This window comes from Acetobacter sp. AAB5 (assembly GCF_050106715.1).
Taxonomy (GTDB): Bacteria; Pseudomonadota; Alphaproteobacteria; order Acetobacterales; family Acetobacteraceae; genus Acetobacter; species Acetobacter oryzifermentans.
This window is the reverse complement of record NZ_JBNIEW010000003.1, coordinates 78680-96147: the sequence shown is the minus strand read 5'-3', so window position 1 is coordinate 96147 and position 17468 is coordinate 78680. Positions and strand designations below refer to the sequence as shown.

The following is a 17468-nucleotide window of genomic DNA, read 5'->3' as shown; positions in this document are numbered from 1 at the left end:
CAAAAGCTATTTTGGCATCGGACCAAGTTTTACGCCATCAGGATAGTATTTCCACCCATCTCGAATACGAACCTTATTATCCCACGGAAGCTTATATTCTCCTGCAGCAAGATCTCTTACCCATGTAAGGTAATTTTCTTTTTCTCCTCCAGGTTTTCCAACATAAGCACGACACCCAAGATTAAATATATTGTTTTCTAGTGCCCAGTTTTCACGTGCCTTATCTACCAAACGAGGGAACAATTCCGCCGTGACAATTTCCCATGGGTTGCGATGCCCTTGTTGGATTACATTGCCATCATAATTACAGATTGTGCCTTCACCAAAGTAATAAAATACGTTGTCATATCCAGCCAAATTGACAGACATGGTGTACATGAGGTTCTGCCAGGCATTTGTTTTATTAGTCCAAATCCACTGATCATTGACCTGTGTTGAATATCCAGAAATGCGGATATAAACATTAGCCCCTTTATACGCGGCTTCACGCGCTAATTCCGGAAACATACCATCGTGACAGATGCATACAGCCAACCGCGATCCTTTGGGGCCTTCACACACAGGCATTCCCAAATTACCTGGAGACCAAGGCTCGATCGGTACCCATGGTTGTAGTTTACGATAATGTAAGGCGATTTCACCCTCAGCATTAATAATAATGGCTGTATTATAAGGAGGTAATGAAGGATTCTCGTTTTTCTCCATCAGAGAAAACACACCCCATACAGCATTCCTACGGCATGCCTCCCGAAAACGAGTAATTTCCTCACTTTCGAGGGTCAGCAACATCTCATCATAAGTCCAGATTGCCGTATTGAGACCCTGCGTTGAATACTCAGGAAAAACGATAAGGTCGAGATCCGGATATCCTGCCTTGGTTGAATCAACCGCACGACAGATCTGGTCAACCTGTGTCTGAATATCTTCAGGACCTTTAATGACCGGGACCGGATATTGAATCAATGCAACAAGAAGGGCTTCTTCCCACGCACTCACACTGCCGGTGCTTCCCATGAATCTCTCCCATACTTTGTGTCGAGAACCTATTTAGGTTCGGTGGTATGTGGTTTGGAGGCATATATTCCTCAAACCCGCTTCAGGAGCGTCCGATATAATATGGCTTTTGGCCCATACGTTGTTTGACGTACGGAAAATGAAAATTTCATCTTTAAAAACAAAACATACAAAATTCTTACAAAATAAATTCAACAAAATATTTATTGTATTTTGTTTTATAAGGAATTTTTAAATTTTATCACTTGATTTTTTGTTTTTTAGAGAATTTCCAAAACTGTTTCACCTCATTGGAATAAGTCATTTTACGCATGCAAAAATTTAGGTTCGATATCGTAATGTTATAGATGCAACCCAACAATGAACCTCGGATAAAGGAGGGAACGCATGACTACGGTCAGTTCAAGGTTTTCGAAAAAATTGACGATACATCTTTCTCGCTCTAGTCGCATCCTTTCTACCTGCTTCATTTTGGGAGCCATAGCTTCACAACAGGCACATGCTGCAGTCACGGTAAATTTCGGCAAGGATCAGTTTTTTACACTTGGAGTTGGTGTCAAAGCGCAGTACCTATCAAAAGATCCGAATGCAACACCAAGCAATTCAAGTGCCGCCAGCGCAAGCAACTTGCGTATTTATATGGGGGCGCAGTTCCATAAATATGTTAAAACAACAGTCAATCTTGAACGATTGCGTGATGGAAACTGGAACGTTCTTGATGGTATTTTGCAAATTGAACCCTGGAAAGCATTCAATGTTTGGGGCGGCCGTATGCTCACCCCAAGTGATCGCTCCAACCTTGATGGACCATACTTCCTCAGTACATATGCCTTCCCCATTGTTGCTCAATACCCTGGCGCCTGGTCTGGCCGTGATGATGGGCTGGCTGTTTGGGGCAGACTTCTAAAAGATCATTTTCGCTATGTGGCGGGTGTCTATCGCGGTCATAACTGGCAGCGCGATGCCTCCAACTATGGTGAGCATCCTTTGTTTGCCAGTCGCTTAGAATACAACTTTCTTGATCCCGAACCATCACCTGCCTATTACACAGCCAGCACTTATTATGGAAAAGCTGATATCCTTGCTATTGGCCTAGCAGGCCAGTACGAAACGGATGGTGTAGGTACAGCACAACAAAAAGGCGATTATAAAGCCTGGAACATTGATGGCCTGTTTGAAAAACGAATTGGCCCCGATGCACGCTATGGTGTTTATACTTTAGAAGGTGCCTACTATCAGTATTATACGGATGGCGTAAAAGATATTGCCGCAGGTTATCACCAACGTTCTGCCGATTATGGTAATGTTGGGGGCATTAACAATGGTACGGCTTTTCTGGCTAGCACCGCTTATCTTATTCCTTACACACTAGGCTGGGGCCGGTTGCAGCCCTTGGTACGATACCAGCAATTTCGCTACAAAAAAGATATGTACGGGCCTGGCCATCCTAAAACCACCCAGTTTGATGCCGGCGCAAACTATGTTCTGGATGGCCACAACCTTCGTTTTACCTTTGACTATGTCAGGTACAAACCAATGGGCACACATGCTTCCAATGCTTTCTTACTGGGGATGCAATTTCAGTACTAATCACTGCACCTAATAAAGGTAAATTATATAATGGATGGTTCAAAATGAACCGCTGGGAGATAGGAAAATGCTAAACCTAAAGCAACGAATAGCAAGCGCTGCTGTTGCTCTAACTATGAGTATCGTTGGGAATACTGCATGGGCTGTAGAACCAGCGTTGGAAAGTCTAGATTGTCGGCATCTTTTTGCAGAAGATGTGAAACTTTCAGACAAAGTTGATGCACTACAGCACAAGGAAGAAACTGACATAGAAAATGGAAATGCAGAAGAAGATAAAGGATTTTTTGTAAAACTTGATCCAATACCAGGTATAGGTGTTATGAAAGGTGTGACCCTCACCCCAGCAGGTAAACCTCTTCGAGAAGATTCTACCGAAATGGGGCTGAACACTTTACAAACACGCCTGGCATCCGTACGCAGTCTAGAACAGCGTAAGATGTGCCCTGAAATAGGAATATCCCCTCAAAAGCGTACAACTATCCTCGATGATCAAGTACGCAGTGTTCAGTAAATTCAAAATTAAATATGATATTTCCAAATATTAATAGATCATAAAATGTATTTTTCTATATGCATTAATCCACGTTGAAAAATATGCACGCGCCATCTTTCTGGCGCGTGCGTTCTGGGTAAGTACGCAATCTTAATATCGAAAGCATGTTCGCAAAGCTACAAAACTAGCACTTGTCGCAACACGATATGATCACTGTATTTATACATTCTTGTCTGCCATCCACTCGCAACAAGTGTTATCATTCCCCATCAAGGAATGAGTCATAAGCTTAGGAATACATGGGAGTTCTTTGTTTAACCCTCGTCGAATGCGCAAAATTTTTATGAATATTTATGTTTCGATTGCACTAACATAAATAAATGTTATAAGTTTGTCCCGCAATTAGTTAACAACTCAATGGGCAGAGATTTATCCTCGCGCAATTCGATGGTTGAGAAAATGAAAACACACACGCATTTCCAAGCCAAAGATAGTCAAACATTCTCTATTGGTGGCATAAAACATGACTGATCAGACAACGGTAACAAGCACGCAAGCTAATCAGTCCAAGACAATACAAGCACCCCCATACCCCACAGCTGCCGCGCTTCCCACACAGCAGGCACCAAAGAACATTCGGTTTGATTTTAACGAAGGGTGCCGCGTTCACCTCCCTTTGTTGGAAGAAACTGAAGGTACATGGCGTATTGAACTCGCAGATCTGGATACCGGAAATATTTTGTTTGCACAGACGGGCTTGAACCAAGCGCTCGTTCGTTCATCCAAGCGCTGGTACGTGCGGTTTGGCATCACAGTCTGGCAGGATGTTACAGCAGAAGACGGAAAAGTTACCAGCACGCAGGTTTTTTCCCACGTTTACGATTCAAAAGATAAGCAGGTTCTTATCATATTCCCCGTTGGAACATTGGGAGATACGTTGGCATGGGTGCCCTATGCCGCACGCTTTGCAGAAATGCGGCAAGCGCAAGTAACGTGCGCCATGTCCGAACTCCTGATTCCATTATTTCAAAATGCCTACCCACACATCAATTTTGTCACGCATGATGATGTGCGCACAAAAAAACTTACAGAGCAGGCTTACGCAACTTATTATCTAGGCCTCTTTTTTGATGATGCCACTTGTGACTGGCAACCTTCCGATTTCCGTTTGGTAGGGCTACATAAAACAGCGGCCTATATTCTTGGGGTTAGCCCCAAAGAAGAACCCGCAAAAATCAGCTTTCCAGATGAAGGACGCCCTATTGAGGAGCCCTATGTCTGCATTGCTGCCCAGGCATCATCTCAATGCAAATACTGGAACAACCCGACGGGATGGGATGAAGTTATTAAATGGCTGAAAGCCCAAGGATACCGGGTGATCTGTGTTGATCAGAAAACCGTACATGGTACTGGTATTGTCTGGAACCATATTCCGTATGGAGCAGAAGACCAAACCGGTAGCCGCCCTCTCACAGAACGTGCGCGCTGGCTGAAACATGCAGAATTTTTTATCGGACTTGGCTCTGGGTTATCTTGGCTGGCATGGTCTACCGGAACCCCTGTGGTCATGATTGCTGGCTTTAGCCACCCGACAACCGAATTTGAAACGCCTTTCCGTATCATCAACTGGCACACCTGTAATTCTTGCTGGAATGACCCGAAAGAGCGTTTTGATCACCATGATTTTTTATGGTGCCCACGGCATGCCAACACGCCGCGCCAGTTTGAATGCACGCGCCTTATTACGGCGAAACAAGTTATTGAAACAATAAAACCCATTGTTCATAAAAGATAACGATCATGTCAGATATTTCTCAAAATACTACCATTGGTGGTGACAGCAGCAACACTGAGCAGAACGGCGGCACAGTTGTTAACGGTGTTGGGCTTTTTGTTAGCTCAGGCGGCACTGCCAGCGGTGTTACTGCTGAGGCCGGGGGATATATACATGTTTATAATAATGGGGCCGCCATTAGCTCACTCATATCTGGCGGCACGCTTGAAACTGTTGGATCAACCTCGTTTACATCAGCAACCGCAGGTGGGAATATTCTCGTTTCCTCTGGTGGTATCAGCAATAACGATGCAATCGGCCCAAATGGACAAGAGACTGTCTGGGGAACAGCAAACAATCTAACCCTTTCAGGGGGCGGTGCTCATGCCTACCTGAGTGCAGGCGGAATTGGCTCAAACTGGACTAACGAAGACGGTGGCTGGGCAGGCGTATATGATGGTGGCACGTTAAACGGTATTACTGTTGATGGTGCGAATACATACGTTGATGTTCAGGGCGGACAAGTTACCAACGCCACAGTTACAAACGATAGCATCCTTCAGATAGAAAGCGGCGTAACAGTTTCTGTTATAAGCGCCTCATCAGGTGGAGCCATCCAGGTTTCGGGCGGTGGCACTGCAGCACAAAGCTTCATTGGCACAAGCGGTGTGATGGATGTTGCCTCTGGCGGCACAAGCATATCTGCCACTTTAAAAGAACCTGATGCTACCTTAAATCTTTCTGGGTCTGCTTCGGATACAACTCTTTCTGCCGGTGCCGTTAATGTTTATGCAGGCGGTGAACTGACTGATACAACAGTCCAGAGCGGTCTCATTACTCTATCTGGCGGCAGTGCTACGGTTGTGAATGCAACAAATGGCAGTGGTGGAATTATTGTTGATGATGGTGGCAGCTTAACCTCCGCAACGCTGGCAAGCGGTGGATATGTTCATGTTTCTGCTGGTGGCACTGCAATTTCTGATATCGTTACAAGCGGCGGCACAGAATATGTAGACAATGGTGGCAGCAGTATTTCCGCTCAAATCCTAACTTCAGATGCAAACATCATTGTATCTGGTGGCGGTGTTGCTGCCGATACTAAAATTGTAAGCGGTTATGCAACAGTTTACGATGATGGAAAAGTTCTTGGTGGTTCCATACAAAGTGGCATCATAACTGTTTCCGGTGGCCTTGTTTCCAATACAACGGCTGATAGCGGTGGGGGCTTTGAGGTTTCTGGCGGCAGCGTTTCTGGCCTTCACATCAACACAGGCGGGTTTATTAATCTCTATAATGGGGGCTCTGCCACAGATATTACCGGCACCGGAAGCAATCTTACAAATGGGAATGGTGGTGTAAACGTTTCGGGCGGCACGCTTACCAGCGCGTCTTTTACAGCCGGGAGCACGTTGAACGCAACAGGCGGCACACTTCAAAATATTACATTTAATAACAGCGGTTATGGCTTTGCTTCCAATGCATCTCTGACAGACACAACAATTAATGCAAACGGCAATCTCATTGTTTACGATGGCGCCACAACAACCAATACCATTGTAAGCGGCACAAACGCCTTTGAAGCTGTTTCTGCAGGGGGAAGCTCTATTAGTGCCAAGATAAGCGATGGTGGTCATGAATATGCCAATGCGGGCGCTACAATCATTAACCCAACCGCTGAAAACGGTGGGGCAATCACCATTCATAACCAAGGCATTTTAAGTAACGCCACCATTCAGAACGGTGCATCATTAAGCATTGGAAGTGGCGGCCAGTTAAGTGGCACCGTAACTTTGTTAAATGGTGGCAAAGCATCCATCTATTCCGATGCTGGCGGCACCATTATTATGGATGGTGATACAAACACGGGTTTGGTCATTTCTGGTCTAACGGATGGCGGTATTGTTAGCACTGTCATTTCTGGTTTTAACGGCGCATCTGCTGGCAATTCAGATGGGATTGTGCTGGACGGTATAAAAGATGGAGATGTTCTGAACGTATCCTACGATGCTAATGATACGAACAAGGTATGGATTAATCTGAAAAATGGCCACGCCATAGGTTTAACTATTGATGGCGTATCACAACACGGCAATGCTTTGGTTGTTGGAGATGATGGCAACCTGATTTACGAAGTTTGTTTCTTAAGCGGTAGTATGATTCGTACCCCTGAAGGTGATATTGCTGTCGAAAATCTTGTTATTGGCACTGAAGTTGTTACATTTGACTGGCAGAATAATAAGGAAATCACACGTCCGGTTGTGTGGATAGGCAAAGCTCAGTGCAGCGTTCGCCCCGATCTACCTGACGATCAAGCCGGTTACCCTGTGCGTGTATGCGAAAATGCCCTTGCCGAAGGTGTGCCTTACAAGGACATGCTGATTACCGCAGAACACTGCCTATTCTTTAATGGCAAGTTTGTGCCTGTGCGCATGCTGGTAAATGGGGTTTCTATTTTTTACGATAAATCCATCACCTCCTATGATTACTATCATGTAGAAACAGATCAGCATTCCGTCATCATCGCAGATGGCATGCTAACAGAAAGCTATCTGGATACAGGAAACCGCCATACTTTCCGTCAGGAAGGTACGGTTATCCGCCTACGTGGTGCTCATCATAATTGGGCAGAAGATGCCGGAGCGCCTTTGTGCACAGATCGTGATTTTGTGGAACCCTTGTTTCGCAAACTGGAAGCACGGAACAGAAACTCTGAGAGCACATCCGTATCTGTTGAACTGACATATGATCCTAATCTACACCTCATCACAGAAAACGGAACCACACTTCGCCCCCTTCGGCAAGAGGGACAACACTACAGCTTCATACTGCCAGCCAACACAAAATCTGTGCGTATTGTTTCCCGTGCCAATCGTCCGACAGATGTCATCGGCCCATTTGTAAATGACCGCCGTTTAATGGGTGTTGCTGTGGGAGATGTACATTTCCTTTCTGCCAAACATCAGCATAAAATCACTTCTCACCTTCAGGCCCAAAAACCAGAAGGCTGGCACGATACAAATTGGACTGATTGCGCCTGGACCAATGGTAACGCTGTAATGCCTTTAGAAGGTGACTTATCCCACTGCACTATTGGCATTCTGTCTATAAATATTCGAGCAACAGGACCTTTTTTAGTTAATCATCAGCATAAGGCAGATACCAAACATTCTGCCTAATACGCTGATACGATACTTATTTTTATGCAGGCTCTACCTTTTGTAGGTAGAGCCTTTTTTCTAGCGTTCCACAATTATCTTTTGGCACTCACTGCGCATCTTATCGCTCTACAGTCCATTCAGCATAACTGTATTATTTTGGCATCACTCTCCATCCATATTCATGCATATACAGATTTATGTACCGATATATATAGACAAGCTGACATCTGGCCCGGCAAAAGAAGCTCACCCCTTGTTTTTTACTTTAAACCCGGACCTGCCAGAATCTATGCACGATCGTTTTCATACTTTTTGCGCCGCTGGAACGTTTAGCGCCCTTTTGTTGACAACCTCGGCACTGGCTGCAACGCCTGATCCTACAAAGCCGCATGCAGGCAGCAAACAAGCTGCCATCAAAACAGCAGCACCAAAAAAACAAGCCACTGCCGCCCCTATTGCAGGGATACTGGATGGCTCCAATGGTGAGACTGTGAATGTTCATGGCCATCATGCCGCAGATGGCACAGCCGCCAAATATATGAACAAGATTGTTTATCTTGGCCCATTGGGTAACCGAGATACTTTGGATACACCTTATTCTGTCATGGGTGTTCCGCACGATGTTGTGGTGAACCAGCAGATCCGCAACCTCAATGACATGGCGCAATATCTCCCTTCCGTGCAGTTGGAAGTTCGGGGTGATCCCAACACATCTCGCCCACAATCTCGTGGGTTTGAGGCCGATGTCATCTCCAACTCTCGCCTTGATGGGCTAAACGTTGTTGCCACCACGCCTTATGCGGCAGAATGGGTAGACAATCTGCAAGTTCTGAACGGCTTGGCAGGCGCAATGTATGGGCCAGAAAACCCAGCTGGTGTTTTTGAATATACTCTTAAACGCCCAACGGATCGGCGTACAGAACGCCTTTCTGTTGGTGTAGATTCCATCGGCACACCAACAGTTAATGGTGATATTTCTGGTCGTTTGGGGCGGAATGGCTGGTTTGGGTACCGCCTGAACATGCTGCATGCCAACGGCACCGCTTATACGCAAGGCAGTATGGTCCGCCGCGAAATGGTCAGCGGTGATTTTGATATCCACCTTGATGACAAGACGGTTATCGAAATTGATGCCAGCCACTACACTTTTGACCAGCGCGGCACTGCGCCCGGTTTTGGTATTCTGGCAACCGGAGTGGGCGGAGATAAACTGCCCGAAGCACCGGATTTGAGCAAACGGCTGGCTCCTGAATGGAGCGGCTACAATATGGAAACCAATACGTTTCTTGCCAAAATCAAGCACCAGATCAACAAAGATTGGAGCTTCACGCTGGGTGGTTTGTATCAAGATGCCGCCAGACAATCTTTTGGTGTGGCTGATACATTGTGTGATGGCAGCAAAACCTGCGGTGGCCTAACTGGCAGCGATGGCTGGTTCAGTTCTAAAGCAACAGCCACAACCACGGCGAATGATTTCCGTGTTGGCAGTAACATGGCCTATTTTAACGGCCGTGTTCACACTGGGCCCTTGCAGCATGATCTGGTGATTGGCACCAACGGTTACATGATGGGGAATTATAACCCCACAGGCGCTGTTACAAGCGCACAGAACTTAGGGGTATATAATCTCTCCGGCCCCTCCCCTTCCAGCGGCACACAGCCTTATTATCATGGGCGTTATAAATCCAGCAGTGTCACTAGCCAGTCTTTTATTGTGGGTGACACCATGCGCATCAACAAACATTGGTCTGTTATGGGCACACTTGCCTGGAGCTGGATCAATCAGGAAAGTGCGCTTAACTCCAAAAGCCCTCTAAGAAAAACTTTTGATACATCAGCAGCTTTCAGCCCCACAGCCAGCGTGATGTACAAACCAACAGATAACCAGACCATCTATTTTACCTATGGTCGTTCTGTTGAAGCAGGGCCTGTTACCCCTAATAGTGCAAGCTACACCAACACAAACATGGCGCTGCCCATTGCCCATTCTGAAGAATATGAAGTGGGCTACAAACTGCGTTACAAAACAATGCAGTTTAACGTTGCCGGTTTCCGTATGACATCACCATACGCAATGTATGTGGCCGCAAAAAACCCAGATGCAGGTTGCGCAGCCATGACAAATTGCCAGACCTATCAATACGGCGGCACACAGCGCAACTATGGTGTGGAAGCCCAGATTTCTGGCGAAGTGCTGCCTAACCTTTCTGTACTTGCTGGCATGACCTGGCTGGATGCAGAACTCGTGCATGCAGCATCTTCCTCGCTCAACAATAAGGAAATTGTTGGCGCAGCACCTTTGCAGGCGAACATGTTGCTGGATTATCGCTTGCCGGCCTCCATGGGGTCATTTGCATCTGGCTGGGCCTTCAATGCCAATGTGCATTACATGGGCAATCGCGCAGCTAACGTTACCAACACACTCCATACCGGGTCCTACACCACGTTGGATCTGGGCACGCGCTATGCATTCCATGTGGCACAATTTCCATGGGTTGTGCGTTTTGGGGTAAGCAACGCTACCAATGAACGCTACTGGGCCTCGGTTTATACCGGCGCACCAAGTGGCACATCTGGCGCGGCATCCAGCTTGTATGCTGGTCTGCCACGTGTTTATCACTTCACTTTCTCTGCGGAGTTCTGATACTCTTTTCTGCACAATCAAACGCACGGAAAATAGAACCAACATGCGTGTTACCAAAAGGCTGACAGCTCCGCTGGTTCTATTTTCCGTATGTATCAGTTTTTTCATATTCAGAAATATAGAAGGCTTTGGCGGCCTGCCTTTCAGCGATGAATCTGGGCACTTTCTGGGTGTTCTCGCCATGCAACATGGTGATCGGCTTTATCGAGACTATATTGATGCGCATGGGCCTTTGGTTTTCATGCTCTCATGGATACTGGGGCCTGTTGCTGGTGTTTCGCACCTTTGGGTTTTCCGGCTTGTTTCTACATTGATGGCCAGCCTTGCCGGGCTGGCCATTTTTTGTACGCCTCTTTTTACTTTTAATTGGCAGCGTTATCTGGCAACCGCCATGTGGGTGGGAGGGATTGCGTCTGTCTGGACCGTGCAAGGTCTGCATCTGGATAGTTATTGGCCCATTGGCGGTGCATTAACTGTTATCAGCATGGCTATTTTTGTAGTGCCACTTTGCCTGAATAGACCTGTATCTGAGCCTCAGGCTTTTTGCGGAGGCTTTGCCACAGCACTTTTACCTTTCGCAGCTTATGCGTTTGGCCCACTCGCTGTTTTGTTTTACGCCACCCCGTGCCTGATCTGGGTATTTAATCGCTCAGCTTACAAAAAAACTCTAAAATGGGTCACTCTGGGGTGTCTTTGTGCCTGTTTGGTCATGACATTATGGCTCGCCCTCTATGGTGATATCGGTGGCATGATTGCTTTTCATGTTATCGCCAACCAGAAATGGTATGCACATTACATTCCCTTTGGCATGGATGCCTTTCTACATGGCATGGCACTTTCCTTTGCGCCTGACCGCATTATAGAAACACTGGCTGTCATCACCATCAGTTTTGGTAGTTTTCTTCTTGTTTGGAAAAGCACCTATAAGGTTTGTGCCCTTCTGGCTATTTGCGGCCTGATGACGCTTCAGATCCGGGGCATGGATGGTTTTCAAAACGGGGCTTTTCTTATGGCTGCGTTTGGTTTGGCAAGCTTAATGGCCACAACCTGTTTAAAAAACCGTCCTAATACTTTATCGTTCTTGGTATTCGGTAGCATTGGCGGAATATTCTTCTCCTCCCAACACGCCCTTTCCTCCCCTTGGGGGCAAACATTGGCACAAAGGCGTGCTACTGCGTGGCATCTGACACAAGATGACTCTGTTGATTTTGCCAAAACCATTCGTGCCTATACACATCCCGATGAACGAATTTTGGCTGTCCCTTATAATCCTGATGCGTATCTTCTGGCCCACAGATTACCCATAAAGAAATATCATGCGTATCTCCCGTGGGAAGCCGATTACGCCGCCCACCCGTGGCACGGGTATGATCGTGATTTATGTGCTGATTTACCCAAAGATAAACCTCCAGCCATTTATTTTGATAGCTGGGTTATCTGGGGGGTGCATGACCCCAAAAAGTTCATGCTCTGCGTGGTTGATATTCTGCGTACAGACTATACACAAATGCCTGCGGGATCTTCCGTTTATATCAGAAATGACCGCCTACCCCAGCTACCATCCTGAAACATAAATAATCATCACATTAATTTTTATGAAGCTGCTTTGTTTAACTTTATAAATTTAAAAATAAAAATACTAAAAAGCGTTATTCTACAGCGTGTTGGCATGGGAATAATGATTTAATTTTTGATGCTCATCAGTTTATCCTTGCATTCCTTTTGTTTTGCGCACATTGATAGCGCAAGCGGATGCTTTTATCTGAGTCATCGGCGCATGTTGCGTCAGTTTTTCTCCTTAAAAGTTATGATTTCGTGTGTATTTTGTACACGACCGCTGTTGTGAAAAAGGAGCCTTGTTATGGCAACAGGCACCGTAAAATGGTTTAACCCTACAAAGGGTTTTGGTTTCATTCAGCCGGACAATGGGGGACAGGACGCGTTCGTTCATATCTCTGAGCTTGAGCGCGCCGGTATGCATACCCTTACCGAAGGTCAGCAGGTCTCTTACGAGCTCGAAGCTGGCCGTAACGGCAAGACATCTGCAGTAAGCATTAAAGCAATCTAATTGCTTTAAGCTGCATTTGATGCTGTAAAAAGCCGCCCTTTGGGGCGGCTTTTTATTTGCCATTTTTGCAAATACCCAATTACCCTTTTTCTTTCCAGCCGCCACCAAGTGAACGATAAAGCGTGACCAGATTTTGATATCTGGATACATCTACCGAAATTTGATTTTGCTGTGCTTGCAAATAGGCTCGCTGCGATTCCAGCGTTGTTAAGTAGGAATCGATCCCTGCTTCATAACGCATCTTTGCAAGACGATACGCATCTCCAGAAGCATTTACCAAAGCATCTACTTCCTTCTGCTCATCCAGATACGCCTTTCTTCCAGCCAGCGCATCTGCAACTTCCCGGAATGCTGTCTGCACTGTTTTTTCGTAGGCTGTAATTTTGCTATCCCGGCGCGCTTTAGAAGCTTTCAGGTTCCCTGAATTCTGCCCCCACGTCCACAAAGGAATTTGAATGTTTGGGTTCACACCCCAAGTGGTTGCCGCAGATGTAAACAGTTTATGAAACTGCAAGCTGGAAATACCATCACTGGCCGTAAGTGTAATACGCGGGAAAAACGCGGCACGCGCTGCACCAATATCTGCCTGCGCAGACAACAGATCATGTTCAGCCTGCACAATATCAGGCCGACGGTTCAGCAAATCCGATGGTAAACCAGCAGGCACATCCGCCAGAACAGTTTGCTGCCCCAAATTGGAAGGCGGCGGCAAATCAGCAGGAATGGGCGCGCCTATCAGCAAGCTGATAAGGTTTTCATCCTGCTCTACCTTTCTTTGAGAATCAGCCAACAGGCCAGCACTTTGTGCAACCTGCGTTTCTGCCTGCCTGACAGTCAGCAGATCGGCTTCTCCGTGGTTATATTTATCTTGGATAAGCTGCAATGTGCCTTGCTGGCTTCCCAATGTATTTTGCGCAAGGATGACATCCTGCTTATCACCCAGCCACGCAATATATGCGTTGGCAATCTGGGCAATAATACTGATGGTAACACCACGCAGGTTTTCCTGCTGGGCCAGCGTTTCTTCTGCCGCTTCTCGGCTAAGGGAACGGATGCGGCCAAAAATATCAATTTCGTAAGCCGAAAACCCAATACCACCCTGATAAAAGCGGAACGGATTACGCGCCATACCCGTACCTGTTTGGGCTGAATCCAAACCAGGCGCAAAGCTCAAACCCGCAGCATCAGATGGAGCCTGATACATTGGCCCACCAGTTGCCCCAATGCTGGGGAACAAGCCTGCGTGCTGGATATCATAACGCCCCTGCGCTTCTACAATGCTGGCCGCCGCCTGCCGGATATCTCTGTTTTCACGCAGGGCAATGGTAATCAGCTGCTGCAAACGCGGGTCTATAAAGAAGTCTCGCCAGCCGATATCAGATGCGGCCTTTTGCAGCATGGCATTATCTGTATGCTGATAATCTGCCCATGTTTGTGCAAGCGGCGGTTGTGGCCGCTTGTATTTGGGTATCATGGTGCAGCCACCCAAAAGCCCGACAGCCACCGCAAAACATGCAACTTGACGATACAGGCGCGACTGACGGGATGCGGAAAAATGCGTCATAATTTTACTCGTGTCCGTCAGAATTCATAATCTGGGCATGCGGGTCCGTGCGTTCGTTGATGCGCTTCACCTTGAAAAGCCGAAGAACAACCACAAAGAACACAGGCACAAAATAAACAGCCAGCAACGTTGCCGAAGCCATACCACCCACTACAGCCGTGCCAATAGCAACACGCGCGGCAGACCCCGCCCCTGATGCGATAGCCAGCGGAAATACCCCCACCACAAAGGCAATGGATGTCATCAAAATGGGGCGCAGGCGTTCCCGCGCAGCCGTTAGAACAGCCTCTTCCAAGGTTTTGCCTTGCTCAAAGCCCATTTTGGCAAATTCAACAATCAGAATGGCGTTCTTAACTGCCAGCCCAACCGTTGTGAGCAGCCCCACCTGAAAATAAACGTCGTTCGCTAAGCCGCGCATTAATGTTGCAATAATTGCGCCAACAACCCCCAGCGGAATAACCAGCAGAACCGCCAGCGGAATGGCCCAGCTTTCGTACAATGCGGCCAGACACAGCAGAATAACAATCATGGCCAGAGCATAAAGTGGCCCTGTAGAAGACCCAGACGCATTCTGCTCAAAAGACAGACCCGTCCATTCATACCCGATGCCTGCGGGCAGTTTTTTCAGAATATTGGTAATTGTCGCCAGCGCCTGGCCGGAGCTATACCCCGCAGCCGGTTGGCCCAGAATTTCAAAAGCGTTGAAGCTATTATAGTTTTCAACCTTCTGCGGACCAGAAATCCAGTGGGCGCTTACAAAAGCATTCAGCGGCACCAACGTGTTCGTAAAGTTTCGGATATACCATTTGTCCAGATCCTGCGGCTGCATGCGGGAACTGGCAACACCTTGGATATATACCTGCTTTACACGGTCATTGCGCGTAAACTGGTTGACGTAAATAGAGCCCAACGCCCCTTCAATAGTGGTATTGATATCATCAATAGTCACACCCAGAGCGTTTGCTTTTTCCCGGTCAATATCCAGATGGTACTGGCCAGCATCTTCCATACCATTTGGGCGCACAGCCAACAGGCTGGGGTCCTGAGCAGCCAGGCCCAGCACCATGTTACGGGCTTCCAGCAGTTTTTGGTGGCCTAGATGCGCACGGTCTTCCAACTCAAGGTCAAAGCCTGTTGCGTTCCCCAATTCCAGAACTGCTGGCGGGTTAAAGGCCAGAATCTGTGCTTTAGGGCTGCCCCAAAAGTGCATCATAATCCGCATGGCAATTGCAGCAGAAGATTGTGATGCTTTCGGGCGGACAGACCAATCCTTCAAACGGATAAAGAACGCGCCAGAGTTCTGGCCCTGCCCGGCAAAGTTAAAGCCGTTTACAGAATAAACGGATTCAACAGAATCTGCTTCCGTCTTAAGAATATAGTCTGCAACAGCATGATTAATCTCGGCTGTTTTTTCCATGGGGGCATTGGGCGGCATGGTGATCTGCCCAAAAATCAGCCCCTGATCTTCATCCGGCAAAAAGCCACCGGGAACCCGAAGGAACAGAACAACCACAGCCGCTGTAATAAGAACAAAAGCCCCCATTGCCAGCATAAAATGCCGCAAAAGGTAGTTTACACCACCAAGATAACCATTGGTCAGCCTTGTAAAATGGCGATTAAACCACCCAGCCAGACCTTTGGTTTTTTCATGCTGACCGGGTTTGAGCATAGTGGCGCACAGGGCAGGCGTAAGCACCATAGCTACCAACACAGAAAGCCACATGGCCGCAACAATGGTGATAGAAAACTGCCGATAAATAACCCCGACAGAACCAGAAAACGCAGCCATAGGCAGGAAAACAGCTGACAGAACCAGCACAATACCTACAAGCGCGCCAGAGATTTCATCCATGGAAACACGGGCAGCCTCACGCGGGGAAAGCTGCTTTTCCGTCATCACACGTTCAACGTTTTCCACCACCACAATGGCATCATCCACCAGCAGGCCAACAGCCAGCACCATGGCCAGCATGGTAAGTGTGTTGATGGAATAGCCCAAAAGATTCAGCAGCCCGAACGTACCCAGCAGCACAACAGGCACTGCAATGGTGGGAATAAGCGTGGCGCGGAAGTTCTGCAAAAACACCAGCATGACCAAAAAGACAAGGCCAATGGCTTCCAGCAGCGTTTCAACCACTTCCCCAATAGAAAGGGTAATAAACGGCTCGGTATCCAGCGGATAAACGGTTTTCAAACCCGGCGGGAAAAACTGCTCCAACTCATGCAACTGGGCACGCACTGCGGCTTCTGTTGCAATCTGGTTTGCACCCGGCGCCAGCTTAAGCGCCATGCCAGAAGCCGGCATGTTATTATAATAGGAGTTGGTGTTGTAGGTCTGCGGCCCAAGTTCAACCTTGGCAATGTCCCGGATACGCACCTGAGAACCATCGGGCTGCACTTTCAGCAGAATTCTTTCAAACTCTTCTGGAGATGTCAGGCGCTGCGGGCCAATAATAGTGGCATCCAGCCGAATGCCTTTGGTTGCAGGCAAACCACCAAGCTCACCCGATGAAAGCTGGATATTCTGGGTCTGAATGGCGGTTTCAACATCTCTTACGGTCAGACCATAGTTGAACAGCTTGGCCGGATCCATCCAGATACGCATGGAGTATTCAGAACCAAACAGCGTATGATCACCCACACCGGAAACACGGCTGAGCGGGTCGGAAATATTAGACGCCACATAATCTGCAATATCGCCGCCGTTCATGCTGCCATCGGTGGAAATAAAGGCCACCACAAGCATGAAGTTCTTAACCGCCTTGGTAATGCTCAAACCCTGAGCAGTCACTTCTGTTGGCAATTTTGGCTGGGCAAGCTGAAGCTTGTTCTGAACCTGCACCTGAGCAATGTCTGGATCTGTCCCCTGTGCAAAGGTCAGATCAATTTCCATCTGGCCCGATGCGTAAGACTGCGCAGAAATATATTCCAGATGATCCAGCCCGAACATCTGCTGCAAGATCGGGCGTACAACAGTATCGTTCACCGTATCAGCCGAAGCACCCGGATACGTTACACTGATGGCAATTTGCGGCGGCGCAATACTGGGGTACTGGGAAATAGGCAGCCGGAAAATAGACAGCCCCCCAACCAGCATAATAATAAGACTGATCACCCACGCAAAAATTGGCCGATCAATAAAGAAGCGTGAAAGGCTCATGCT

At 47.5% G+C, this 17468-nt stretch carries 10 protein-coding genes; 7 read left to right on the top strand and 3 right to left on the bottom strand.

All coding sequences use genetic code 11. From position 1 onward, the window contains the following. Positions 1–6 precede the first annotated feature (6 nt). Positions 7–1014, bottom strand: a complete 1008-nt coding sequence (locus tag ACP7IZ_RS04490; protein WP_426848016.1) for a formamidase — start codon at positions 1012–1014, stop codon at positions 7–9. A gap of 639 nt (positions 1015–1653) precedes the next feature. On the opposite strand from ACP7IZ_RS04490, the gene ACP7IZ_RS04485 reads away from it, so the two are divergent. The 7 genes from ACP7IZ_RS04485 (at position 1654) to ACP7IZ_RS04455 (ending at position 12741) form a co-directional block, all read left to right on the top strand. Then, positions 1654–2604: a porin gene (locus ACP7IZ_RS04485; protein ID WP_426848235.1), complete on the top strand. Its 951-nt coding sequence runs from the start codon at positions 1654–1656 to the stop codon at positions 2602–2604. 34 nt (positions 2605–2638) lie between these two features. Continuing rightward, complete coding sequence (locus ACP7IZ_RS04480; protein ID WP_426848015.1) at positions 2639–3115, top strand: hypothetical protein; 477 nt, start codon at positions 2639–2641, stop codon at positions 3113–3115. 505 nt (positions 3116–3620) lie between these two features. Next, entirely contained in the window at positions 3621–4892 is a 1272-nt protein-coding gene (locus ACP7IZ_RS04475; RefSeq protein WP_426848014.1) for an autotransporter strand-loop-strand O-heptosyltransferase, read from the top strand. Positions 4893–4897: 5 nt separating this feature from the next. Further along, positions 4898–8047 carry a Hint domain-containing protein gene (locus tag ACP7IZ_RS04470; RefSeq protein WP_426848013.1) on the top strand — a complete coding sequence of 1050 codons (3150 nt, stop codon included), beginning with the start codon at positions 4898–4900 and terminating at the stop codon, positions 8045–8047. A 271-nt stretch (positions 8048–8318) separates the two neighbouring features. Further along, on the top strand, positions 8319–10673 hold the full coding sequence (locus tag ACP7IZ_RS04465; RefSeq protein WP_426848012.1) for a TonB-dependent siderophore receptor: 2355 nt from the start codon (positions 8319–8321) through the stop codon (positions 10671–10673). Positions 10674–10716: 43 nt separating this feature from the next. Beyond that, the gene (locus ACP7IZ_RS04460) at positions 10717–12240 is read left to right on the top strand and encodes a hypothetical protein (RefSeq protein ID WP_426848011.1); all 1524 of its coding nucleotides are present in this window, start codon (positions 10717–10719) and stop codon (positions 12238–12240) included. A 294-nt stretch (positions 12241–12534) separates the two neighbouring features. Beyond that, positions 12535–12741: a cold-shock protein gene (locus ACP7IZ_RS04455; RefSeq protein WP_003623691.1), complete on the top strand. Its 207-nt coding sequence runs from the start codon at positions 12535–12537 to the stop codon at positions 12739–12741. Between the two features lie 79 nt (positions 12742–12820). On the opposite strand, the gene ACP7IZ_RS04450 is transcribed toward ACP7IZ_RS04455, so the two are convergent. Then, positions 12821–14305: an efflux transporter outer membrane subunit gene (locus ACP7IZ_RS04450; RefSeq protein WP_426848010.1), complete on the bottom strand. Its 1485-nt coding sequence runs from the start codon at positions 14303–14305 to the stop codon at positions 12821–12823. A 4-nt stretch (positions 14306–14309) separates the two neighbouring features. Then, on the bottom strand, positions 14310–17465 hold the full coding sequence (locus ACP7IZ_RS04445; RefSeq protein WP_426848009.1) for an efflux RND transporter permease subunit: 3156 nt from the start codon (positions 17463–17465) through the stop codon (positions 14310–14312). Positions 17466–17468 lie beyond the last annotated feature (3 nt).